The 21,686-nt window shown below is 72.1% G+C and carries 21 protein-coding genes and 1 riboswitch; of the genes, 9 read left to right on the top strand and 12 right to left on the bottom strand.

Annotated features, from left to right (window positions below; translation table 11 throughout):
• Window positions 1–52: 52 nt before the first annotated feature.
• From BM237_RS03840 to BM237_RS03830, 3 genes are all read right to left on the bottom strand, one after another.
• A complete protein-coding gene (locus BM237_RS03840) occupies window positions 53–2,518 on the bottom strand; it encodes a ribonucleoside-diphosphate reductase subunit alpha (RefSeq protein WP_425443639.1) in 2,466 nt (821 codons plus the stop codon).
• 122 nt (window positions 2,519–2,640) lie between these two features.
• Window positions 2,641–2,822: riboswitch (cobalamin riboswitch) on the bottom strand.
• Window positions 2,823–2,878: 56 nt separating this feature from the next.
• On the bottom strand, window positions 2,879–3,391 hold the full coding sequence (locus BM237_RS03835) for a GNAT family N-acetyltransferase (RefSeq protein ID WP_093848108.1): 513 nt from the start codon (window positions 3,389–3,391) through the stop codon (window positions 2,879–2,881).
• A 141-nt stretch (window positions 3,392–3,532) separates the two neighbouring features.
• Complete coding sequence (locus BM237_RS03830; RefSeq protein WP_175540885.1) at window positions 3,533–4,327, bottom strand: GntR family transcriptional regulator; 795 nt, start codon at window positions 4,325–4,327, stop codon at window positions 3,533–3,535.
• Between the two features lie 358 nt (window positions 4,328–4,685).
• On the opposite strand from BM237_RS03830, the gene BM237_RS03825 reads away from it, so the two are divergent.
• The 5 genes from BM237_RS03825 (at window position 4,686) to BM237_RS03805 (ending at window position 11,539) form a co-directional block, all read left to right on the top strand.
• The gene (locus tag BM237_RS03825) at window positions 4,686–5,984 is read left to right on the top strand and encodes a sugar ABC transporter substrate-binding protein (protein WP_093847785.1); all 1,299 of its coding nucleotides are present in this window, start codon (window positions 4,686–4,688) and stop codon (window positions 5,982–5,984) included.
• Window positions 5,985–6,099: 115 nt separating this feature from the next.
• The gene (locus BM237_RS03820; protein WP_093847783.1) at window positions 6,100–7,095 is read left to right on the top strand and encodes a carbohydrate ABC transporter permease; all 996 of its coding nucleotides are present in this window, start codon (window positions 6,100–6,102) and stop codon (window positions 7,093–7,095) included.
• A 71-nt stretch (window positions 7,096–7,166) separates the two neighbouring features.
• Window positions 7,167–8,000, top strand: coding sequence for a carbohydrate ABC transporter permease (locus BM237_RS03815; RefSeq protein ID WP_245793407.1), 834 nt, complete (start codon window positions 7,167–7,169; stop codon window positions 7,998–8,000).
• Window positions 8,001–8,008: 8 nt separating this feature from the next.
• Window positions 8,009–9,553 (top strand): glycoside hydrolase family 3 protein, encoded by a 1,545-nt coding sequence (locus BM237_RS03810; protein WP_093847779.1) that lies wholly within the window; start codon window positions 8,009–8,011, stop codon window positions 9,551–9,553.
• Between the two features lie 501 nt (window positions 9,554–10,054).
• Window positions 10,055–11,539, top strand: a complete 1,485-nt coding sequence (locus BM237_RS03805; RefSeq protein WP_093847777.1) for a PAS domain-containing sensor histidine kinase — start codon at window positions 10,055–10,057, stop codon at window positions 11,537–11,539.
• 166 nt (window positions 11,540–11,705) lie between these two features.
• Here BM237_RS03805 and BM237_RS03800 read toward each other — a convergent pair whose 3' ends face one another.
• Together BM237_RS03800 and BM237_RS03795 are read right to left on the bottom strand one after the other, a co-directional pair.
• Complete coding sequence (locus BM237_RS03800) at window positions 11,706–11,963, bottom strand: WhiB family transcriptional regulator (protein WP_028427873.1); 258 nt, start codon at window positions 11,961–11,963, stop codon at window positions 11,706–11,708.
• A gap of 316 nt (window positions 11,964–12,279) precedes the next feature.
• Window positions 12,280–13,248 (bottom strand): diacylglycerol/lipid kinase family protein, encoded by a 969-nt coding sequence (locus BM237_RS03795; protein WP_093847775.1) that lies wholly within the window; start codon window positions 13,246–13,248, stop codon window positions 12,280–12,282.
• Window positions 13,249–13,345: 97 nt separating this feature from the next.
• Here BM237_RS03795 and BM237_RS03790 point away from each other — a divergent pair, with 97 nt between their 5' ends.
• Window positions 13,346–13,795 (top strand): hypothetical protein, encoded by a 450-nt coding sequence (locus tag BM237_RS03790; protein ID WP_093847773.1) that lies wholly within the window; start codon window positions 13,346–13,348, stop codon window positions 13,793–13,795.
• Window positions 13,796–13,848: 53 nt separating this feature from the next.
• Here BM237_RS03790 and BM237_RS03785 read toward each other — a convergent pair whose 3' ends face one another.
• The 3 genes from BM237_RS03785 to BM237_RS03775 all read right to left on the bottom strand — a co-directional run bounded on the left by BM237_RS03785 (window position 13,849) and on the right by BM237_RS03775 (window position 16,661).
• Complete coding sequence (locus tag BM237_RS03785) at window positions 13,849–14,958, bottom strand: RNA polymerase sigma factor SigF (protein ID WP_425443646.1); 1,110 nt, start codon at window positions 14,956–14,958, stop codon at window positions 13,849–13,851.
• A complete protein-coding gene (locus BM237_RS03780) occupies window positions 14,847–15,260 on the bottom strand; it encodes an ATP-binding protein (protein ID WP_093847771.1) in 414 nt (137 codons plus the stop codon). Before BM237_RS03780 ends, BM237_RS03785 begins: the two co-directional genes overlap by 112 nt.
• 444 nt (window positions 15,261–15,704) lie before the next feature.
• Window positions 15,705–16,661, bottom strand: a complete 957-nt coding sequence (locus tag BM237_RS03775) for a 1-aminocyclopropane-1-carboxylate deaminase/D-cysteine desulfhydrase (RefSeq protein ID WP_093847769.1) — start codon at window positions 16,659–16,661, stop codon at window positions 15,705–15,707.
• A gap of 745 nt (window positions 16,662–17,406) precedes the next feature.
• Between BM237_RS03775 and BM237_RS03770 the strand changes: the two genes are divergently transcribed.
• Together BM237_RS03770 and BM237_RS03765 are read left to right on the top strand one after the other, a co-directional pair.
• Window positions 17,407–17,817 carry a DUF2267 domain-containing protein gene (locus BM237_RS03770; RefSeq protein WP_175540874.1) on the top strand — a complete coding sequence of 137 codons (411 nt, stop codon included), beginning with the start codon at window positions 17,407–17,409 and terminating at the stop codon, window positions 17,815–17,817.
• Between the two features lie 118 nt (window positions 17,818–17,935).
• Window positions 17,936–18,898, top strand: coding sequence for an ADP-ribosylglycohydrolase family protein (locus tag BM237_RS03765; RefSeq protein WP_093848102.1), 963 nt, complete (start codon window positions 17,936–17,938; stop codon window positions 18,896–18,898).
• Between the two features lie 35 nt (window positions 18,899–18,933).
• On the opposite strand, the gene BM237_RS29675 is transcribed toward BM237_RS03765, so the two are convergent.
• The 3 genes from BM237_RS29675 to BM237_RS03755 are packed head-to-tail and all read right to left on the bottom strand — an operon-like array spanning window position 18,934 to window position 21,024.
• On the bottom strand, window positions 18,934–19,179 hold the full coding sequence (locus BM237_RS29675) for a cation:proton antiporter regulatory subunit (protein WP_245793386.1): 246 nt from the start codon (window positions 19,177–19,179) through the stop codon (window positions 18,934–18,936).
• Window positions 19,104–19,676: a potassium channel family protein gene (locus BM237_RS29670; protein WP_245793385.1), complete on the bottom strand. Its 573-nt coding sequence runs from the start codon at window positions 19,674–19,676 to the stop codon at window positions 19,104–19,106. The genes BM237_RS29675 and BM237_RS29670 overlap by 76 nt, the downstream gene beginning before the upstream one ends.
• Window positions 19,669–21,024: a TrkH family potassium uptake protein gene (locus BM237_RS03755; RefSeq protein ID WP_217655790.1), complete on the bottom strand. Its 1,356-nt coding sequence runs from the start codon at window positions 21,022–21,024 to the stop codon at window positions 19,669–19,671. The genes BM237_RS29670 and BM237_RS03755 overlap by 8 nt, the downstream gene beginning before the upstream one ends.
• Window positions 21,025–21,257: 233 nt before the next feature.
• On the opposite strand from BM237_RS03755, the gene BM237_RS29140 reads away from it, so the two are divergent.
• Entirely contained in the window at window positions 21,258–21,428 is a 171-nt protein-coding gene (locus BM237_RS29140) for a hypothetical protein (protein ID WP_175540873.1), read from the top strand.
• A 60-nt stretch (window positions 21,429–21,488) separates the two neighbouring features.
• On the opposite strand, the gene BM237_RS30220 is transcribed toward BM237_RS29140, so the two are convergent.
• A complete protein-coding gene (locus BM237_RS30220) occupies window positions 21,489–21,614 on the bottom strand; it encodes a hypothetical protein (protein ID WP_281253888.1) in 126 nt (41 codons plus the stop codon).
• Window positions 21,615–21,686: the final 72 nt, after the last annotated feature.

Raw genomic sequence — 21,686 nt, 5'->3', positions numbered from 1 at the left:
AGCTCGAAGCCCGGGTCCAGCAGGTTCCGGGAGGCAGGGGTTCGGGCGGTGGTCACTGGCAGGCCTCGCAGGACTCGGGGTTCTCCAGGGAGCAGGCGCCGTCGGCCGGCGCCGCCTGCTCCACGGAAACGGGTACGGGAGTGGGGGAGGTGAGGGCGGGAACGGCCGCGGACGCGCCGCCCGCGGCTCGTGCGATACGGGTCGCGGGACGCGAGCGCAGGTAGTACGTGGTCTTCAGACCGCGCTTCCAGGCGTGGGCGTACATCGAGCTGAGCCGGCCGATGGTCGGCGACGCCATGAACAGGTTGAGCGACTGGCTCTGGTCCAGGAACGGGGTGCGGTCCGCGGCCATGTCGATCAGGGCGCGCTGCGGGATCTCCCAGGCCGTGCGGTACAGCGCGCGGATCTCCTGGGGGATCCAGGGCAGGTCGGCCACCGAGCCGCTGGACTCGCGCAGCGCCTCGCGGGTGCGCTCGTCCCACAGGCCCAGCCGCTTGAGGTCCGCCACCAGACAGGGGTTCACCTGGAGGAACTCGCCGCTGAGCGTCTCGCGCTTGAAGAGGTTGGAGACCTGCGGTTCCACGCACTCGTGGACGCCCGCGATCGAGGCGATCGTCGCGGTCGGCGCGACGGCCAGCAGCAGGGAGTTGCGCAGGCCCGCGGCGGAGATCCGCTCCCGCAGCGCGGCCCAGCGCTCCGGCCAGGTGATCTCCGCCTGCGGGTAGTGGTCGACGTGGAGCACGCCGCGGGCGGCGCGGGTCGCGGACCAGGCCGGGTGCGGGCCGTGGCGCTCGGCGAGGCCGGCGGACGCCTCGTAGGCGGCGAGCATGATCCGCTCGGAGATCCGGGTGGACAGCCGCCGGGCCTGGGGGGAGTCGAAGGGCAGGCGCAGCCGGAAGAACACGTCCTGCAGGCCCATCAGCCCCAGACCCACCGGACGCCAGCGGGAGTTGGAGGCGGCGGCCTGCCCGGTCGGGTAGTAGTTGACGTCCACCACGCGGTCGAGGAAGAGCACGGCGGTGCGGACGGTGGCGTCCAGCCGCTCCCAGTCCAGCTCCTCGCCGGGGCGCGGGTCCCCGTCGGCGCCGGCGCGCAGATGGGCGGCGAGGTTGACCGAGCCCAGGTTGCACACGGCCGTCTCGCCGTCGTCGGTCACCTCCAGGATCTCGGTGCAGAGGTTGGAGGAGTGGACGACGCTGCCCGGTTCGGCGGTCTGGTTGGCCGTGCGGTTGGCGGTGTCCTTGAACGTCATCCAGCCGTTGCCGGTCTGGGCGAGGGTGCGCATCATCCGGGCGTAGAGGGTGCGGGCCGGAACCGTCCGCACCGCCAGCCCGGCCGCCTCCGCCCGGCGGTAGGCGGCGTCGAACTCCTCGCCCCACAGGTCCACCAGCTCGGGGACGTCGGACGGGGAGAACAGCGACCAGTCGGTGTCCGCCTCGACCCGGCGCATGAACTCGTCCGGGATCCAGTGGGCGATGTTGAGGTTGTGGGTGCGGCGGGCCTCCTCGCCGGTGTTGTCGCGCAGTTCGAGGAACTCCTCGACGTCGGCGTGCCAGGTCTCCAGGTACACGCAGGCCGCGCCCTTGCGGCGGCCGCCCTGATTGACGGCCGCGACCGAGGCGTCCAGGGTCTTGAGGAACGGCACGATGCCGCCGGAGTGGCCGTTGGTGCCGCGGATCAGCGAACCGCGCGAGCGGATCCGCGAGAAGGACAGCCCGATGCCCCCGGCGTGCTTGGACAGCCGCGCGACCTGGTGGTAGCGCTCGTAGAGCGAGTCCAGCTCGTCCCGGGGGGAGTCCAGCAGATAGCAGGAGGACATCTGGGGGTGCCGGGTGCCGGAGTTGAACAGGGTGGGGGAGGAGGGGAGGTAGGACAGCGTGCTGGTGAGCCGGTACAGCTCGGCGACCTCCTCCAGCGCCCGCTCGGAGGAGTCGGCGGCCAGCCCGCAGGCCACACGCAGCAGGAAGTACTGCGGGGTCTCGATCACGGCGCGGGTCACCGGGTGGCGCAGCAGATAGCGGGAGTGGACCGTGCGCAGCCCGAAGTAGCCGAAACGGTCGTCGGCGCCGTCCGCGAGGGCGCTTTCGGCCAGCGCGTCGAGCCGCCGCGCGTGCTCGGCGACGAAGCCGGCCGTGCGGTCGGCGATCAGCCCCTGCCGGTGGCCGACCGCCACCGACGCGGAGAAGGACACCGCACCCTGCCCGGCCGCCTCCCGGCGGATCGCCGGAGCGAGCAGCCGCGCCGCGAGCCGTGAGTACTCGGGCTCCTCGGCGATGAGGCCGGCCGCGGCCTCGGTCGCCAGGGAGCGCAGCCGGGCCTCGTCCGCGCCGGGGTGGCGTCCGCGCAGCGCGGCGGCGGCGACCCGCCCGGGGTCGGTGGCGGGCAGGTCGGAGGCGAGCTCGGTCAGGGTGCGCAGCAGCGCCGCGCCCGGGAGGTCGTCCTGCGGTGCGCGGGCCGGTGCGGAGGCCGGCGCACAGGCTGTGGCGGGCTCCGCTGATGAGGCTGATGAGATGGTCACTCGGTGCTCTCCCTCGTGGGCCGACGGCCCCGGAGGGAGGAGGAGCAGGCGCGTACGGGCGCACCCGGCCGGAGGAGGGCGCACCGCTCGCGTCCGCCGGCCCAACCCACGAGGCCCGGACGTGTGAATGAACACCGTCGGCAGGTCCTCGGACTCGCGGGGGGACGGCCCGGGCCGTGCGGACGACACGGGGGCAGCCCGCCGCACACCGTTGCGGGACAGCTCCGGACTCACACCGGATTCCCCTGCGGCGACAGCGAGATGAGCATACATCTAGTGCCGCTCCGGCGAAGTAACCCCAGATGTTGTGTTGGAGGGCTCCTCAGGTGGAGTACCGCACCACGGCCCGGCGCCGTGTGCTCACGTCAGGTCCAGGGCGAAGGTCAGCAGCGGGACGTCCTCGACGGGGCGCCAGTCGCGGTCGGGGGTGCGGACGAACCCCAGCCGTCCGTAGAGGCGGTGGGCGGTGTGCATCATGGGGTGGCTGGAGAGCGCCAGCCGCTCCAGGCCCAGTGCGCGGGCCCGGTCCACGCACTCGCGCACCAGGGTCTCGCCCACGCCCCGGCCGCGCGCCCCGGGGCGTACCGCCAGCATCCGGAACTCCCCCTCGCCGGGGCGTGCGATCTCCGCGTACTCGCCGCCGTGCACCGTGAAGGTGACGGTGCCCAGAACCTCCTCGGCCCCGCCGTCCCCGGGGCCCGCGGCCACCAGCAGTTCGGCGTGCCCGGCCCGGCGCCGGGCGTCGCGCAGCACGGCGAGGTACGGGTCCCGCGCGCCGAGGTCCAGCAGTCCGTCCCCGAGGTACGCTGCGGCCGTCAGCTCCCCGACGGCCTCGAACTCGTGCGGGCGCGCGGCCCTGATGGTGATGTCCATGGCGGTCATCATGCGGCATCCCGGCCGTGGCGGTGCGACGGCTTTGCGCCGGTGTGACGGTGACGACCGGGAGAGGGCCGGGAGGAGGCCGGGAGGAGGCCGGGGCTTTCCCGCGGTCCGGGCCGGTGGCCGGCCCTCCGCTCACCGCCCCCGGCCGGGGCGCTGGAGGCGGGCGACGAACTTGTAGCGGTCGCCGCGGTAGACCGAGCGCACCCACTCCACCGGCTCGCCCTCGGTGTCGCGCGAGTACCGGGAGAGCATCAGCATCGGCAGGCCGACGTCCGTGCCCAGCAGGCCCGCCTCGCGCGGGGTGGCCAGGGAGGTCTCGATGGTCTCCTCCGCCTCGGCGAGATGGACGTCGTACACCTCGGCCAGGGCCGTGTAGAGGGAGGAGTACTTCACCAGACTGCGGCGCAGGGCCGGGAAGCGCTTCTGCGACAGATGCGTGGTCTCGATGGCCATCGGCTCGCCGCTGGCCAGCCGCAGCCGCTCGATGCGCAGGACGCGGCCCCCGGAGGGGATGTCCAGCAGCCCGGCGAGCCGGTCGTCGGCGGTGACGTAGCCGATGTCCAGCAGCTGGGAGGTGGGCTCCAGTCCCTGGGCGCGCATGTCCTCGGTGTAGGAGGTGAGCTGGAGCGCCTGGGCGACCTTGGGCTTGGCCACGAAGGTTCCCTTGCCCTGGATGCGCTCCAGCCGTCCCTCGACGACCAGTTCCTGGAGCGCCTGGCGCACGGTGGTGCGGGAGGTGTCGAACTCGCCGGCCAGGGTCCGCTCCGGCGGGACCGGAGTGCCCGGGGGCATCGTCTCGGTCATCTCCAGCAGATGGCGCTTGAGCCGGTAGTACTTGGGCACGCGCGCGGTGCGTCCGGCGGCGCCGCCCCCGGCGGAGCGGGCGCCCGCTCCGGCAGTGGTGTTCGTGGCCCCGTCGCCCTCCATCGCGCGCCTTCCCGACTCGTGTCGTGACTTCTCCAGTGCCGTCACCGGCTTCCTCCGTACGTAGCGGATCACATCGTGGCACGGCCGCCGTCCCCGGGGGCGTCCCGGCTCAGATGTCGGTCCGGTAACGGATGCGACCGCGAGCTTTATACACCGTTGACAGCGATATAGGTCTAGGCCAAGCTGCGGGCACTGGTCTAAACCACTACAGGCCAGCCCAGCCCCACGGGCCGTACTCGTCGCATGTCGACGCACCCCGGCGCCCGCCACGCACGGTACGGCAGACGCGGCCATCCGGCGGGAGCGGAGATCTCGGACGGCGGGCGGGGGGACTTCTGGCATCCCGAAGGAGAAGCACGTGAAGCACAAGCTCGTAGCGGCGATCGGCGCCGCGGCGATGATGACCGGCCTCGTCGCCTGCGGCGGGGACGGTGGGGACAACTCCTCCAAGGCCCCCGAGCAGCGTGACGAGACGCTCACCGTCTGGCTGATGAACGACGCCCAGAGCACCTGGCCCGAGCTGGTCGAGGACGTCAACGCCCAGTTCAAGAAGAAGTACCCCAAGGTCAAGGTCAAGGTCCAGTACCAGCAGTGGGGCGACAAGGCCAAGAAGCTCGACACCGCGCTGGGCGGCGACAAGTTCCCCGACGTGGTCGAGCTCGGCAACACCGAGACCATGACCTACATCCTCAACGGAGCCCTCGCCGAGATCGATCCGGAGAAGTACGACAACTCCGACACCTGGATCCAGGGCCTGAAGGACACCTGCTCCTTCGAGGGCAAGCTCTACTGCGTCCCCTACTACGCCGGGGCGCGCGTGGCGATCTTCAACCAGGAGATGTTCGACAAGGGCGCGGGCACCAAGGAGCTGCCGCAGACCGAGGACGAGCTGAAGAAGGCGCTGGAGAAGGTCGCCGACGAGTACGGCGACGACAAGGCCTTCTCCTCCCTCTACCTGCCCGGCCGCTACTGGTACGCCGCCATGTCCTACGTCGCCGCGTACGACGGCCAGATCGCCGAGTACGACGAGGGCAAGGGCGAGTGGAAGGCCACCCTGAGCACCCCCGAGGCGCGCAAGGGCATCGAGCACTTCATCGACCTGGTCAAGGAGTACAACAACGGCGACCGGACCAAGGACGAGCAGGACCACGCCAACGTCATGGCGAACAAGAAGGCCGCCCTGATCTACGGCAACGGCTGGGAGGCCGGCTCCGTCTACGGGGGCGAGAACGGCAACCCCGAGCTGGAGGGCAAGATCGCCACCGCCGGCATGCCCGGCCCCAACGGCAAGGCCCTGCCGTCCTTCATCGGCGGCTCCGACCTCGCGGTGATCCAGAAGTCGGAGGCGAAGGACCTCGCCGAGGAGTGGATCTCGCTGTTCACCAGCGAGAAGTCGATGGAGGTCCTGGCCTCCAAGAACATCCTGCCGAACAACACCAAGCAGCTCGAGCCGCTGAAGGAGAAGCCGGAGACCGCTCCGATCGCCAACGCGGTACCGGACGCCTGGTTCACCCCGATCGCCCCCGGCTGGACCGCGATCGAGAGCCAGAACGTGCTGGAGAACATGCTGCTGGACGTCCTCAAGGGCACCTCGGTGGCCGACGCCACCAAGAAGGCCGACGAGGAGATCGACAAGCTGATCAACAACGAGGTCTGAGCCGCGGCCGGGGGCCCGCACCCCCCGGCCGTCCCTGCGGCAGGCGGGGGCCGCGATCCACGGCTCCCGCCTGCCGCACCCCTTCGGTGAAGAGAACGAACGGAAGGCCAGCACCGTGACCGCCGCCGACACCAAAGCCGCCGACCCGCCGGCGGCCCCACCGCAGAAGCCGGGGAAGGTCGCCCCCGGGCCGTCAGGGGGCGGAGTGCGCCCCAGCCGGAAACCGCGCCCCAAGCTGCCGTACCTGCTGATCGCCCCGGCGATCGTGGCGATCGGCGCGGTCTTCGGCTATCCGCTGGTCGAGACCGTGATCATGTCCTTCCAGGACATGCGCCGCGCGCACCTGTGGGGCGGCACCACTCCGCCGTGGGTGGGGTTCGAGCAGTTCACCAACATCCTGGGCGACCCGGAGTTCTGGTGGGTCGCCTTCCGTACCGTGCTCTTCATGGTCGTCTGCGTAGTGGCGACCATGGGGCTGGGACTGCTGACCGCCCTGCTGATGCAGCGACTGTCCACCTGGGTGCGGCTGCTGCTCACCGGCGCCCTGATCGCGGCCTGGTCGATGCCACTGCTGGTGGCGACCTCGATCTTCCGGTGGCTCTCCGACTCCGACTACGGCGTGGTCAACAGCACGCTGAGCAAGATCCCCGGCCTGGACTTCCAGGGCCACAACTGGTTCCTCGACCCCTGGCAGGGATTCACCGTCATCGGCGCGGTGGTGGTCTGGGGAGCGATCCCGTTCGTGGTGGTCACCCTCTACGCCGCGCTCACCCAGGTGCCCAGGGAACTGGAGGAGGCCGCGCAGCTCGACGGCGCCGGGGTGATCGGGGTCTTCCGCAACGTCACCTTCCCGGTGATCAAGCCGGTCTTCCAGATGGTGGCCACCCTCTCGGTGATCTGGGACTTCAATGTCTTCGGCCAGATCTTCCTGATGCGCGGCAACAAGCCGGAACCCGAGTACGAGCTGCTGGGCCTGTACTCGTTCAGCAAGGCGTTCGACAGCGCCTCGTTCAGCCAGGGCACCGCCATCGCCCTCATCACCGTGCTGCTGCTCTCCGGTGTGGCCGTGTACTACCTGCGTCAGCTCATGAAGACAGGAGAGGTCGAGTGAGCACCTCCGTAACCTCCACCGCGCCCGCCAAGGCACCCGAGGCCGCCACCAGCAGTACGGGCGTCTACGAGCTGCGCCCCGACCGCAAGAAGCACCGCCTGGCCTACAACCTGGTGGGGCTGGGGATCTTCGTGGTAATGGCCTTCCCGGTCTACTGGCTTCTCGTCAGCGCCTTCCGGCCGAACCACGAGATCCGCAGCTACGACCAGACGCTGTGGCCCAGCTCGTTCACCGCCGACAACTTCGTCCGGGCCACCGAGGCCCCGAACTTCTGGACCGCGATCCAGAGCAGCCTGATCATCTGCGTCACCTCGGTCGCCGGCGCCATGCTGATCGGGACCATCGCCGCCTTCGCCATCGGGCGTTTCGACTTCTACGGCCGCAAGCCGTTCATGACGGTCCTCATCCTGGTGCAGATGCTGCCGCCCACGGCGATGCTCATCCCCATCTACATCCAGCTCAACAACATAGGCGCGCTCAACGAGTACTGGGGCGTGATCATCGTCTACCTGGTCTCCGTCCTGCCCTTCACCACCTGGATGATCCGCGGCTTCGTGATCAACGTGCCCAAGGAGCTGGAGGAGTCCGCGATGGTGGACGGCTGCACCCGGATGGGCGCGTTCTGGCGGGTCATCTTCCCGCTGGTCGCCCCGGGGCTGGCCGCGGCGTCCATCTTCGCCCTCATCACCGCCTGGAACGAGTACCTGTTCGCGTACATCCTCCTGCAGGACAACGAGAAGTACACGCTCAACGTGTGGCTGATGAACTTCACCACCGACCGCGGCACGGACTACGGCGCGCTGATGGCCGCCTCCGTCCTCATCTCCATCCCCGTGGTGGTCTTCTTCATGATCGTCCAGAAGAAGATGGCGGCGGGGCTCACCTCCGGCGCAGTGAAGGGATGACGTCGCCCATGACGACTCTCACCGGCACCACCGGCAGCACCCTGGTCCGCGACGCGCTGGCCGTACTCCAGCCGGGCTTCACCGGCACCACCGCGCCCGACTGGCTGCTGCGCCGCCTGGACGAGGGGCTCGCGGCGGTGGGCCTGTTCGGCCGCAACATCACATCCCCCGCGCAGCTGGCCGCGCTCACCGCCCAGCTGCGCGGTGTCCGCCCCGACGTGCTGGTGGCCATCGACGAGGAGGGCGGCGACGTCACCCGGCTGGAGGCGCGCACGGGCTCGTCCTTCCCCGGCAACCACGCCCTGGGCACGGTCGACGACACCGCGCTGACCCGAGCCGTCGCCCGCGAACTGGGGCGCAGGCTCGCCGAGTGCGGGGTCAACCTCAACTGGGCGCCCTCGGCCGACGTCAACTCCAACCCCGACAACCCGGTCATCGGCGTCCGTTCCTTCGGCTCCACCCCGGATCTGGTGGCCCGGCACACCGCCGCCTGGGTCGAGGGTCTGCAGTCCGCCGGAGTCGCCGCCTGCACCAAGCACTTCCCCGGGCACGGCGACACCTCGGTCGACTCCCACCACGCCCTGCCGCGCATCGACGCGGACCCGGCCACGCTCGCGGAGCGCGAACTGGTCCCGTTCCGGGCGGCGGTCGACGCGGGCAGCAAGTGCGTGATGAGCGCGCACATCCTGCTGCCCGCCCTGGACCCGGCGCTTCCGGCGACGCTCAGCCCGGCCGCCCTGACCGGCCTGCTGCGCGCGCCCCGCGGCGAGGGCGGGCTCGGCTTCGACGGCCTGATCGTCACCGACGGCATGGAGATGCGGGCCATCGCGGCGACCTACGGCATCGAGCGCGGCAGCGTACTGGCCGTCGCCGCGGGCGCGGACGCCCTGTGCGTCGGCGGCGGACTGGCCGACGAGGAGACCGTGCTGCGCCTGCGCGACGCACTGGTGCGGGCCGTGACCGAGGGCGAACTGCCCGAGGAGCGGCTGGCCGAGGCGGCCGACCGGGTCCGCGCCCTGGCCCGCTGGACCGCCGAGGCGTCGACCCGCGCCGGGGGAGCGGCACCCTTCGAGCCCGGGATCGGGCTGGAGGCCGCCCGCCGCGCGCTGAAGGTCACCGTCCGGCAGGACCACACCCCCCTGACCGGGCCGCCGTACGTCGCCGCCTTCACCCCCGTGGCCAACATCGCCGTCGGCGACGAGACGCCCTGGGGGCTGGCCGCCGAACTGGCGGAGCTGCTCCCGGGCACCGCGACCGGCTCCTGGAGCCGGTCGCGGGCCGAACGGGCCGGGCAGGGCGGGCCGGCCGCACAGGTGCTGGAGGAGGCGGCCGGCCGCAGGATCGTCGCGGTGGTGCGCGATGTCCACCGACACCCCTGGATGGCGAACGCCCTGGACGCCCTGCTCACCGCCCGGCCGGACACGGTGGTGGTGGAGATGGGCCTGCCCCAGGCGCCGCCCCGCGGAGCACTCCACATCGCGACCCACGGGGCCGCCCGCGTCTGCGGACAGGCGGCCGCGGAGGTCATCGCCGGCCGGGAGACCGACGGCTGAGCCCGCTCCCCCCACGACAGCCGGGCCCGCGCCTCCCCTGACCCGCGGGCCCGGCCACCGTCGTGTTCGCCTTCCGTACGCACGCCGCGGGGCCGGACAGGACGTGGCGGGAGGCAGGGGAAGACGGCGGGAGACGGGGGAGGCGGCGGGAGGCCCCGAGGGAGGCGGCACCGGAAAGCCCGAAGGATCCGCGGGGAGGCTTCTCAAGACACCCGCGGGCCGCGGCGCCGGGACGGGACCCTCAACCCGTCCGGCACCGCAGCCCGGAGCGATCGGAGACCCGGCGCGGTCAGGGCAGAGAGCGCCCGGTCTCGTTCCACCCTCCTGTGCGGGGAGGGCGGAAGCCCGCCGCCATTGTGGACTGGACCACAGGCCCGTGTCCACGCCTTGAACGCACCACTGGTTCGCCGGGGCGGCTGCCGTCAATTCTTGCGCACGACGGCGCGTATGCACAGACGTACGACCGGATCGTTCGCCGGTTAGGCTCACACCGTGCCCTCCATGAACGACCTCGTACGCCAGCACACCGCCCTCGGCGACTCCGACCTGGAGTGGCTGCACCTGCTGGTCTCAGAGTGGCAGCTGCTGTCCGACCTCTCCTTCGCCGACCTGGTGCTGTGGGTCCCGACCCGGGACGGCACGCGCTACGTCTCCGTGGCGCAGATGCGCCCCAACACCGGGCCCACCTCCCACCAGGACGACATGGTCGGCCATCTCGTGCCCAGAGGGCGCCGGCCGCTGCTGGACGCGGCCCTGGACGAGGGTCGGATCGTCCGCGAGGGCGACCCCGAGTGGCGCGAGGAGGTGCCGGTGCGGGTGGAGTCCATCCCCGTACGCCGTGAGGGCCGTGTCCTGGGCGTCATCGCCCGCAACACCAACCTGCTGACGGTGCGCACGCCCAGCCGGCTGGAGCTGACCTATCTGCAGAGCGCCTCGGATCTGGCGCAGATGATCGCCGCGGGATCGTTTCCCTTTCCCGACCAGCAGGTCGACATGGACGCCTCCCCGCGGGTCGGCGACGGACTGATCCGGCTCGGCGCCGACGGCGTCGTCCAGTACGCCAGCCCCAACGCGCTCTCCGCCTACCACCGGCTGGGCCTGGCCGCCGATCTGGTCGGGCTGCACCTGGGCCAGGCCACCGCCGAACTGGCGCCCTCCCGGGGCCCGGTGGACGAGTCGCTGGTCAAGCTCGCCAGCGGCTGGGCGCCGCGCGAGACCGAGATCGAGGGCAACGGCTGCGTCGTCCAGCTGCGGGCCATCCCGCTCAAACCGAAGGGGGTGCGCATCGGTTCGCTCATACTGCTGCGCGACGTCACCGAACTGCGCCGCAGGGAGCGGGAGCTGATCACCAAGGACGCCACCATCCGGGAGATCCACCACCGGGTGAAGAACAACCTCCAGACCGTCGCCGCCCTGCTGCGGCTCCAGGCCCGGCGGATCGGCGCGGGCACCGGCGGCACCGCACGGGAGGCGCTGGAGGAGGCCGTCCGCCGGGTCGGCTCGATCGCGATCGTCCACGAGACGCTCTCCCAGACACTGGACGAGCGCGTGGAGTTCGACGAGATAGCCGACCGGGTGCTGGCGATGGTGGCCGAGATCTCCCCGGGCATGGTCACCGGGCGGCGTACGGGCCGCTTCGGCGTGCTGGCGGCCGAGGTGGCCACCCCGCTGTCCATGGTGCTCACGGAGGTGCTGCAGAACGCCCTGGAGCACGGTTTCCGGCCGGGGGAACGGGGCACGGTCGAGGTCGCCGCGGTCCGCGGCACGGGCGCCGACCGCGGGGAGGGGCGGCTGCTGGTCACCGTGCAGGACGACGGGCGCGGTCTGCCGGAGGGCTTCGACGTGCGCACCGCGGGGAACCTGGGGCTGCAGATCGTGAGGACGCTGGTGGAGGGGGAGTTGGAGGGGGGCTTCGACATGCTCCCGGCCCCCGGGGGCGGTACCCGGGTGGTCCTGGACATCCCCGTGGAGCCGGAGAGGCGCTGACGGCTGACGCCGGTCCGGCGGGGTCCGGTGCCGGGCGGCGGTGCCGGACCCCGCACAGCACCGAGCCCCGGACCGTGGGCACGGTCCGGGGCTCGGCGTCGTCGTTGCGGTGCGCACGTGGGCACTGCGCGCTGCGGCTCGGGGGCAGCAGGTGGCGGGGTGGGCGTCAGGCAGTGGCCTTGCGCGCCCGGTTGCGGGCGGCGCGGCGCTTCATCGCGCGGCGCTCGTCCTCACTGAGGCCACCCCAGACACCGGAGTCCTGGCCGGACTCCAGGGCCCACTGCAGGCACTGCTCCATCACGGGGCAGCGGCGGCAGACGGCCTTGGCTTCCTCGATCTGCAGCAGCGCAGGACCGGTGTTGCCGATGGGGAAGAAGAGCTCGGGGTCTTCCTCGCGGCAAACGGCGTTGTGACGCCAGTCCATGGCTGCTCCATCTCCTACGCGTTGCGGTAATTGCTTGTGAATGTGAACGCTTTCACGAATCCCTCCACAAGGGAAGGGTCATCGCCCGGCTTCGCCGGGAGTGTCCCGAGGGATGAGGAGGTGGATTCGGGGCTCTCAAGGGGGTCGGCGTCGACCGTCCCGATCGCCATGAAGAGACTCGCAAACCTCGGCGGCGGATACAACCCCTTCCGGAAAGTTTTTTTTGATTCCTTGGTGTCGACTAGGTCACAGCCGTACTTCCAGGGGGTGGAACCTGGCCTAAACGTTCGAGTGAAAGGACTTTCACCACATCCACTTACACAATCACACGCAGTGCACGGCGTACGCCTGTGAACGTCACGCTCGTACGCAGTCCCAGGTGGTCACCGTCCATCTGAAACGGCAATGGCACCTGCGATTCCAAGGTGAAGTCGGTCAGGTCGTGGAGCGAGACCGCGTGCTTGCCGTGCGGGCCGCGATCGGGCGAGGAGGTCAGCAGCTGGGTGCCGTAGCGGGTCACCGCGGAGGGCGTGAGCCGGGTCAGTCCGAGCACGTCGAGGGCGGTGTCGAAGGAGGCGCGGGGGGCCGCGTACACCGGGCGGTTGCCCAGATAGGTCCAGGGCGCGGTGTTGCAGACTATGGACAGCGCCAGCTCCTCGACCGGCTTCTCGCCGGGCCGCCGCAGGGTGATCGTTCCATGACGGCGGTAGGGGTCGCCCAGGAACTGCCGTACCACCTGGCGCACGTAGAGGGCGTGCGTCGAGCGCCTGCCGCCCTCGCGCTTCTGTTCGACCCGCCCCACCACACCCGCGTCGAAACCGAGGCCCGCGCAGAAGGTGAACCACCGGGGGGGCACCTCCGCGTCCTCCGTCCCCGGCGTACCGGCCGCCAGGCCCAGGCCCACCGTGCGCTCGCCGCCGGAGTTCAGCGCGTCCAGCAGCGCGCCCGTGGCCTCCACCGCGTCGTTGGGCAGCCCCAGGGCGCGGGCGAAGACGTTGGTCGAACCACCCGGCACGACGGCGAGGCGGGGGAGTGCGTCGGGGGCGGGGCCGGCGTGCAGCAGCCCGTTGACGACCTCGTTGACCGTGCCGTCGCCGCCGAGCACGATGACCAGCTCGATCTCCCCGCGCTGGACCGCCTGCCGCCCCAGGTCGCGCGCGTGCCCCCGGTACTCGGTGGTGGCGACCTCCAGCTTGAGGTCGCTCGCCAGGGCGTGGATGAGTACGTCGCGGGTGCGGGCACTGGTGGTGGTGGCTGCCGGGTTGACCACGAGGAGCGCGCGCATGGTGTGCAGCGTACCCAGCCGTTCGCGGCCGAGACGGGCGGCCCCGGGGCCGCCCGTGGACGGACGGCGGTCCGGCGGACCCCGCTACCCTGGCGGTGTGACCACGGACGCATCCTCCGCAGACGCCCCCCGCGCCCCCGAGTCCCCCCGGCCCGGGCGGATCACCGCCGCGGCCGCCGTGGTGGCGGCACAGGGAGTGGTGGTCACCGGCCTGGGGGTGACCATGCTGGTCATGCTGCTGACCGGCAGCCGGGCCGACGACACGGTGCAGGCCCTCACCGGAGCCGCGACCGTGCTGGCACTGGCGGTGCTGCCGCTGGCCGCCGCACGGGGGCTGTGGCTGCGGCGCCGGTGGAGCCGGGGACCGGCGATGATCGTCCAGCTGATGGCGCTTCCGGTGGGCTGGCAGATGGCGCAGAACGGCGGTGTGTGGCTCGCGGCCGGGGCGGCCATCGCGCTCACCGCGCTGGCCGTGCTCGGCTCCCTGATGAGCCCGGCGGCCGCCGGGGCGCTGGGCGTCGGCCCGCATGAGCCCCGGGACGCCTGACCCGGCCGGCAGGCGCCCTGCCCCAAGCCCGCCCGGGGGCTCCCCGCCCCCCGCTACTCCTCGATCAGCAGCCGGTCGCGCAGCTGGGCCAGGGTGCGGGCCAGCAGTCGCGAGACGTGCATCTGCGAGATGCCGACCTCCTGGGCGATCTGCGACTGGGTCATGTTGCCGAAGAAGCGCAGCAGCAGGATCTTCTTCTCGCGCGGCGGCAGCTCCTCCAGCAGCGGCTTGAGCGACTCCCGGTACTCCACGCCCTCCAGGGCGTCGTCCTCCGCGCCCAGGGTGTCCGCGACGGCCGGGGACTCGTCGTCGGTGTCCGGGACGTCCAGGGAGAGCGTGCTGTAGGCGTTCGCCGACTCCAGGCCCTCCAGAACCTCCTCCTCGGAGATCGACAGCCGCTCGGCCAGTTCGTGGACGGTCGGGGCGCGGCCGTGCTGCTGGGACAGCTCGGCGGTGGCCGTGGTCAGCGACAGCCGCAGCTCCTGGAGCCGGCGGGGCACCCGCACCGCCCAGCCCTTGTCGCGGAAGTGCCGCTTGATCTCGCCGACGACCGTGGGGGTGGCGTAGGTGGAGAACTCCACGCCGCGCTCCGGGTCGAAGCGGTCCACCGACTTGATCAGGCCGATCGTGGCGACCTGCGTCAGATCGTCCAGCGGCTCTCCGCGGTTGCGGAAGCGCCGCGCCAGATGCTCCACCAGCGGCAGGTGCATCCGCACGAGGGCGTCGCGCAGCTCGGCGCGCTCCGGGGAGCCCGCCGGAAGGCCGCGCAGTCTGACGAACAGGTCCCGTGCGCCGCTGCGGTCCTGGGGATCCGGCTGGCGGTGCACATAGGCGGCCTTCTCGCCGCCCCCTTCGTCCTCGCGCATGTCGTGCTGCTGGTCCTCCATGGCAACCGCCCGCTCCGCCCGCTGATCAGGTTCGACCGGGTGGGGCCGGGCGTACTGCTCGGGAATGACCGGGCCCGCCGCCTTCTCGTGGCGGCCCGTCCGCGTTTCGCTCTCCAGGTCGTTCACACCGACCCCCTTGTCCCGTACCGGCCCGTGTGTGCCGGTCACGGCGCCCCTGGGCCGGCGCCGCGCTTCTTGTGCAGGCTGATGCTGACCGTGCGGTCCTCGGCCACGGCCGAGTCGACCTCGCCCGCCAGTGCGGAGAGCACCGTCCAGGCGAAGGTGTCGCGCTCGGGGGCGCGGCCGTCCGTGGTGGGTGCCGAGACCGTCACCCACAAAGAGTCCCCGACGAGGTTGAAGACGCAGCTCAGTACACTGCCGGGGACCGCTTGCTGGAGCAGGATGGCGCACGCCTCGTCGACGGCGATGCGCAGATCCTCGATCTCGTCGAGGGTGAAGTCCAAGCGGGCCGCGAGACCGGCGGTGGCGGTACGCAGAACCGAAAGGTAGGCGCCCGCAGCGGGCAGCCGGACCTCGACGAAGTCCTGCGTCCCGGGCTCGCCTGCGATCTGGGACACCCTCACCTCCAAGGTGACACAAGCTGGTGGCTGCCGTGTACGCCCGCCCGGCGACCCCGTCGCGACGGGGCAACAGGTCAACGGACGGGCGCGGCAGATCGTTCGACTGCGACGCTATCGCGATCCGGGGCATGCTGTCGCCCGGGCCGGGGAGGCACCCTTCCTGCGGTCGTCACCCATAGTAAACACATGGGTACTGTCCGTGGCTAGAGGGCTGCGGTGCCCAATTCATCTCCGCTCACGCCGGGTTCACAGCGCCGCGGGGCCGCGGTTTGTTCCCGGCCGCCCCGGAGATCCCGGTGCCGGGCCGGCGGCCGGCCCGGCACCGGGCGGCTCGTGGAAACCGCCGGCGGGCTCGTTCCAGTTCACTACCCACCACCGGAGGCGTTCGTAACTCCGCCCGGCGCGGACGCGCGTGAGTTCGGCCGGACCGGTCGCGGAGGGCTAACCGGTGACCACGGCGGCCACCGCCGTTCCCCGGGGGAAGGCGCCCTCGCCGGCCAGCGCCGCCAGGCCGTACAGCGTCTTGGCGACGTACACGCGGTCCAGGCCCGGCAGCCCGTGCCGGGCGGCGAAGCCCCGGGCGAAGGACTCCAGCGCGTCGGTGGTGCGGGCGAAGCCGCCGCAGTGGAAGCGGTCCTCCACCGTCCACGCGCCGCGGCGTCCGCCGAAGGCGGCCTGCTGGAGCCGCTCCACCTCCCCGGCGAGGAAGCCGCCGCGCAGGGCGGCGAAGCCGATCGCGCGCTGCCCGTCGGCGAGTCCGGCGGCGAGCCCGGCGAGGGTGCCGCCCGTGCCGCAGGCGACGGCCACCACGTCCGCCGCGCCGCGCAGCTCCCGGCCCAGCTCCGCGGCGCCCCGCACGGCCTCGGCGTTGCTGCCGCCCTCCGGTATGAGGTGGAACGGGCCGAAGCGTTCGCGCAGCGCGGCCGTCCACTCCGGGTCGTTCCTGCGGCGGTAGTCCGCCCGTGTCACGAAGTGCAGCCGCATGCCGTCGGCGGCGCAGCGGGCGAGGGAGTCGTTGAGCGGCCGGCCGGCGAGTTCCTCGCCCCGTACGACTCCGATCGTCGACAGGCCCAGCAGGCGCCCGGCGGCGGCGGTGGCGCGCAGGTGGTTGGAGTAGGCCCCGCCGAAGGTCAGCAGCGTGTGCTCGCCGGCCCGCGCGGCGGCGCGCAGATTGGGCACGAGCTTGCGCCACTTGTTGCCGACGAGGTCCGGGTGGATCAGGTCGTCGCGCTTGAGCAGCAGCCGGACGCCGTGGCGCGAGAAGTGCTCGTCGGCGGCCTCGCTCAGGGGGGAGGGCAGGCGTGGTGCGAGGGACTCCAGGGGCTCCAGGGACTTCGGGAGCGCCTGTGACGCGGGGGACCCCTGGGGTCCGGACGGGGGAGGCGGTGCGCTGCTCACCCCGCCATTGTCACGCCGGTGTGGCACCCCGTGTCACCGGTCGGCCGGGCACGGCGGGACGCCCGTGCGGGGCCACCGGGGCCGCGTCCGCCGCTCCGCCGTCGCCGCGTCCGCCGTGCGCCGGCAGGGGATTGCGTTCGTGACGGCATATGCCCACCGGAAGGCGCGGAGCCGGGACCTCCGGGGGCGCGTGGAGGTAAGGCCCCGTACGGAAGGGCGCGCCCGGCACGGGGGCGCGGGGGACGGGAACCCCGCCGCCTCTTCGAGGCCGGATGTGATATCGGTCATACGATGCATCGGGCCATTCCTTCCTCAAAGCACCCCGAGGTGCGGGCCGGTGGCCCGGGAGGCGGAGGGAAGTCGAGGTCAACGCCGCGGTGGGCGGAAAGGAGAGGACGTCGGACGGGTGCGCCTCCGTGCACCGTCGTCGCAGGTGATCCGTATGCCTTCGCGAACGCCGCGACCCGTGCCGTATGAAAGCGCTTTTCCCGGGCACATGGGTGTTACGTCCCGGTCGACGGAAGCTCGATGTCGCGCCTCCCCCGGACCAGGGCTGATACGAGGTGGCTGCGTACCTCTGAGCCGACTGTTGTCAGGTTTTCTTGACCTGGGCTATACAGATGGACGGAGGGCATTGCACTCAGTGCCGCACCGCCGACTGCCCCGCGCTCCTGGCGGGGCAGCGGGCGACGGCCCGTGCCGACCACCTCACCGGTACCAGTCAGTACGGAAGGGGAGATGGATCATGCGGTGGAGCGAGTTCGTGGCGCAGGTACGCGAGCGGGGGCAGTACCCGACGGCCAAGGAGGCGGAGCGCGTCTCCCGGATCGTGCTCTCGGCGCTCGGCGGCCATCTCACCGGTGCTGAGCGCACGGAACTGGCCGTCCGCCTTCCGCAGGAGGGAGTGCGTGTGCTGACCGACCAGCTCAAGGTGGTCAAACCGCTCAGCGGCGCGCAGTTCGTCGACAGCGTCGCGGCCCGCATCGAGGGCGCGACCCCGGCGACGGCGCGCTGGGACGTCAGCTCGGTACTGAGCGTGGTCGCCGAACTCGCCGACGAGGACCTGCTCGACCGGATCATCGACCGGCTGCCGCCCGGCTACGCCCTGCTGTTCGGGCGCGCCCAGCTCGCCCGCAGGACCGGCCAGCTCGTCTGAACGACGACGACCGGCCGGGCCGGCGGCCCGCGGTGTCCGGAGGCGAGTATGGCTCCCGCGAGCCCCCCGACCATGGGCGGGGTGGCGCCGGGGGGCCTCGGCGGCCAGCATGGCCCGCATGACGGACACAGGGGGACCGGACAGCGGTCAGGGCGGCATGCCCGCCGCGGCGTCGGACAGCCTGCGCGGTCTGGCGCTGGGCGACGGCTTCGGGCAGCGGTGGTTCTTCCGCGAGCCGCCCGAGGCGGCCGCGATGATCCGTGCCCGCCGGATCCCGGACGAGGCACCGTGGCACTGGACCGACGACACCGCCATGGCGCTGTGCGTGGTGCGGGTGCTGCTGCGGGCACGGGCGGTCGACCCGGAGGCGCTGGCGCGCGAGTTCGCCGCGGCGTACGCGGCCGATCCGGGACGGGGCTACGGCTACGGCATGCACGAACTGCTGCCGCGGCTCGCACTCGACCCGGGCGGCTGGGAGAGCGGGGCGCAGGCGCTCTTCGGCGGCGGAGGCAGCCTCGGCAACGGCGCCGCCATGCGGGCCGCCCCACTGGGCGCCTGGTTCGCGGGGGACCCGGAGCGCGCCGCCGCCGAGGCCGCCGCCTCGGCGGCCGTCACCCATGCCCACCCCGAGGGCGTCGCCGGGGCCGTGGCGGTCGCGGTGGCCGCCTCCCTGGCCGCCGGCGGACGCGGCCGCGAGCCGCACGCTCCCGGCGACCTGCTCGGTGAGACGGCCGGGGCCACTCCCGGGGGACCGGTGCGCGACGGGCTGCTGGCGGCCGCCGCCCTGCCGGCCGGAACCCCGGCCCACCGTGCCTCGGACATCCTGGGCAACGGGGCGCGCGTCCGAGCCGCGGACACCGTGCCGTTCGCACTGTGGAGCGCCGCCCACCACCTCGACGATCTGGTGTCGGCGCTGTGGAGCACGGCCGAGGGACTGGGGGACGTGGACACCACCTGCGCGATCACCGGCGGCGTCGTGGCCGCCCGTACGGGCCTGGAGGCCGTCCCCGCCGCCTGGCGTGAGCTGTGCGAGCCCCTCCCGGACTGGGTGGACGCGCCGGGGAACGGCGAGACGCCCTGAGCGGGGCCTCACGGACGGGCGGAGGGCCGGGCTGGTTACTGCAGTTCGCTGAAGCGCTCGGTCTGGCGGGTGTGGCCGGCGACGATGATGGTGTCGCCCTCCTCCACGACGGTGTCGGCGGTGGCGTAGGTGAAGCCCTCACCGGGGCGCTTGACGGCGACGACGGTGACGCCGTGGCGGGTGCGCACCCCGCTGTTGCCCAGCGTCAGGCCGATGATGTCCTCCGGAGGGCTGGTCTTGACCATGGCGAAGTCGTCCTCGAACTCGATGTAGTCCAGCATCCGGCCGCGCACCAGATGGGCGACGCGCTGGCCCATGTCGTGCTCGGGGTAGACGCGTGCTGGACACCGAGCTGGGTGAGGATGCGGCCGTGGGGCTCGCTGATGGCCTTGGCCCACACGTTGGGGATGCCGAAGGAGACCAGCAGGGAGGCGGTCAGGATGCTGGCCTCCAGATCGGTGCCGATGCCGACCACGGCCCGCTCGAACTCGTGCACGCCGAGCTGCCGCAGGACCTCCTCCTTGGTGGAGTCGGCGCGTACCACGTGGGTGAGGGAGCCGGACAGGCCCTGCACCGCTTCGGCCCGGTGGTCGATGCCCAGGACCTCGGTGTCCTCGTCGGCCAGTTCCAGGGCCAGGGCGCTGCCGAAGCGGCCCAGGCCGATGACGACCACGGAGTCGCGGCGGGCCTCGCGGCGACGCGCCTCGCGATGACGGGGTCTGCCACCGCGGCCCTGGTCCGGTGCCGCCTTCTTGCTCGACGCGGGGTGCTTAGCCAATGACGGGTCGCTCCTCGGGCAGGTCGTACATGCGGACACGGGGGCGCAGGGCGAGCGCGGAGGCCACCGTGATCGGGCCCAGACGGCCTATGAACATCAGCATGACCAGCAGGATCTGCTCGGTCGCGGGCAGGTCCGCGGTGATACCGGTGGAAAGCCCCACGGTGGCGAAGGCGGAGGTGACCTCGAACAGGGACCGGTCGAGGTTGATGTCGGTGAAGACCATGAACACGATCGTGGAGGCGGCCACGGCGGCCACCGACAGCAGCACCACCGTGAGCGCCTGCCGCTGGACGTCACCGGGCAGACGGCGGTTGAAGATGTTGACCGCGCCCTCGCCGCGCACTTCGGCGTATATGACGAAGAACAGTACGGCGAAGGTCGTGATCTTGATACCGCCGGCCGTTCCCGCGCTGGACCCCCCGACGAACATCAGCACGTCCGTGACCAGCCAGCTGGCGGGATTCATCTGCCCGACGTCGAGGCTGTTGAAGCCGGCGGTGCGCGGCATCGCACCGCCCTGGAAGAAACCGGCCAGCAGCTTCCCCGGTACGTTCAGCGGTCCGAGAGTGGCGGGGTTGGACCATTCCAGGGCCGTGATGAACACGGTGCCGCCCGCCAGGAAGATCCCGGTGCCCCACAGCACGATCTTGGTGTGCAGGGACCAGGCGCGCGGTCGGCGCAGGCGGCGGCGCAGTTCGAACAGCACGGGGAAGCCCAGGCCGCCGGCGATGACGGCGAAGGCGATGGGCAGGCAGATCCACGGATCGGTGACGAAGTCCATCAGACTGTCGGTGTAGAGGGCGAAACCGGCGTTGTTGAACGCGGAGACCGCGTGGAAGACGCCCAGCCACACCGCCCGCGGCCAGGGCTCGTCGTAGCCCAGCCCGAACCGCAGGGTCAGTACCAGGGCGGTGACCGCCTCCAGCGCCAGGCTGAACTTGACCACCCCGGCCACGACGGAGCGCACCTCGCCCAGTCCCAGGGTCTTGGTCTCCGCCGCGGCCGTGAGGCGGGCGCGCAGCCCGAGGCGGCGGGAGACCAGCACCACCAGCAGGGACGCGAAGGTCATGATCCCGAAGCCGCCGACCTGGATCAGCGCCAGGATCACCCCTTCGCCGAAGCCGGTCCAGTAGACCGGGGTGTCCACCACCACCAGCCCGGTCACGCAGACGGCGGAGGTGGCGGTGAACATCGCCTCCAGCACGCTCGCGCCGCCGGGCCCCTCCTTGGCGATCGGCAGCATCAGCAGCACCGTCCCGACCGCGACGGCCGCGGCGAAGCCGGCCACGACGACCTGGGCCGGATGCCGGAACCGCAGCCGACGCAGGCCCGGGCGGGCTACCACGGCGTCCCCGTTCCGCCACAGGGACGGCTCTCGCTCGTATGCACCAGAAGACGATAGCCACCCCGGTGCCGGGGCTCGTGCCAGGGGCGCGACTTGCCTACAGTGTTGCTCATGACACCTGTTCTCCGGCTGCCGCCGGAGCTGTCCACGGCGGCAGCCGGGAGGCCGGTAGGCGTCCCCGCCCACCGGGCGTGCGCCGCCGGTCGGCCGCACCGGTGCCCGGGCGCGGCCGGATGAGGGGCCCCCTCTTCGACAGCGGCGTCCGCAGGACCATCGCCGCCCTGGCCGTCGCCGCCCTGGTCCTGGTCACCGCGGGCTTCGTCCTGGAGATGGTCTGGCTCTTCGGCATCGGCGCGTGGTTCCTGATCACGGCGGGCCTGCTGGAGATGATCTACCGCCCCTGAGGCCGTGCCCGCGGTCCCTGCACGGGTGCCCCGGCCGCAGGCCGGGGCAGGGACGGGACGTCACAGGCGGGCGATCAGCGCGTACCGCTCGTCGTCCACGGCACGGCCCCACAAGTCGGGTTCGTCGTCGAAGGAGGGCGCGGCCGCGTCCCAGTAGCCGGCGATCGCCGAGGAGGTGTCGGTCATGGTCACGACCCTGCCGGCCGCCTGTGACAGCGCCTCTTGCCCGCAGGGGCTCCCGGAACGCACCTGCGAGCG

The organism is Streptomyces mangrovi, assembly GCF_900114215.1.
Classification (GTDB): domain Bacteria; phylum Actinomycetota; class Actinomycetes; order Streptomycetales; family Streptomycetaceae; genus Streptomyces; species Streptomyces barkulensis.
The sequence above is the reverse complement of the archived record's forward strand: the minus strand, read 5'-3'. Positions and strand labels throughout refer to the sequence as shown.

What these genes read in the sequence shown, in the direction of transcription:
- BM237_RS03835 (WP_093848108.1), bottom strand. Translation starts at nt 3,391, where the DNA reads ATGGACATCACCATCAGGGCCGCGCGCCCGCACGAGTTCGAGGCCGTC.
- BM237_RS03830 (WP_175540885.1), bottom strand. Translation starts at nt 4,327, where the DNA reads ATGGAGGGCGACGGGGCCACGAACACCACTGCCGGAGCGGGCGCCCGC.
- BM237_RS03810 (WP_093847779.1), top strand. Translation starts at nt 8,009, where the DNA reads ATGACGACTCTCACCGGCACCACCGGCAGCACCCTGGTCCGCGACGCG.
- BM237_RS03805 (WP_093847777.1), top strand. Translation starts at nt 10,055, where the DNA reads ATGAACGACCTCGTACGCCAGCACACCGCCCTCGGCGACTCCGACCTG.
- BM237_RS03800 (WP_028427873.1), bottom strand. Translation starts at nt 11,963, where the DNA reads ATGGACTGGCGTCACAACGCCGTTTGCCGCGAGGAAGACCCCGAGCTC.
- BM237_RS03795 (WP_093847775.1), bottom strand. Translation starts at nt 13,248, where the DNA reads ATGCGCGCGCTCCTCGTGGTCAACCCGGCAGCCACCACCACCAGTGCC.
- BM237_RS03770 (WP_175540874.1), top strand. Translation starts at nt 17,407, where the DNA reads ATGCGGTGGAGCGAGTTCGTGGCGCAGGTACGCGAGCGGGGGCAGTAC.
- BM237_RS03765 (WP_093848102.1), top strand. Translation starts at nt 17,936, where the DNA reads ATGACGGACACAGGGGGACCGGACAGCGGTCAGGGCGGCATGCCCGCC.
- BM237_RS29675 (WP_245793386.1), bottom strand. Translation starts at nt 19,179, where the DNA reads ATGCTGGACTACATCGAGTTCGAGGACGACTTCGCCATGGTCAAGACC.
- BM237_RS29140 (WP_175540873.1), top strand. Translation starts at nt 21,258, where the DNA reads ATGAGGGGCCCCCTCTTCGACAGCGGCGTCCGCAGGACCATCGCCGCC.
- BM237_RS30220 (WP_281253888.1), bottom strand. Translation starts at nt 21,614, where the DNA reads ATGACCGACACCTCCTCGGCGATCGCCGGCTACTGGGACGCGGCCGCG.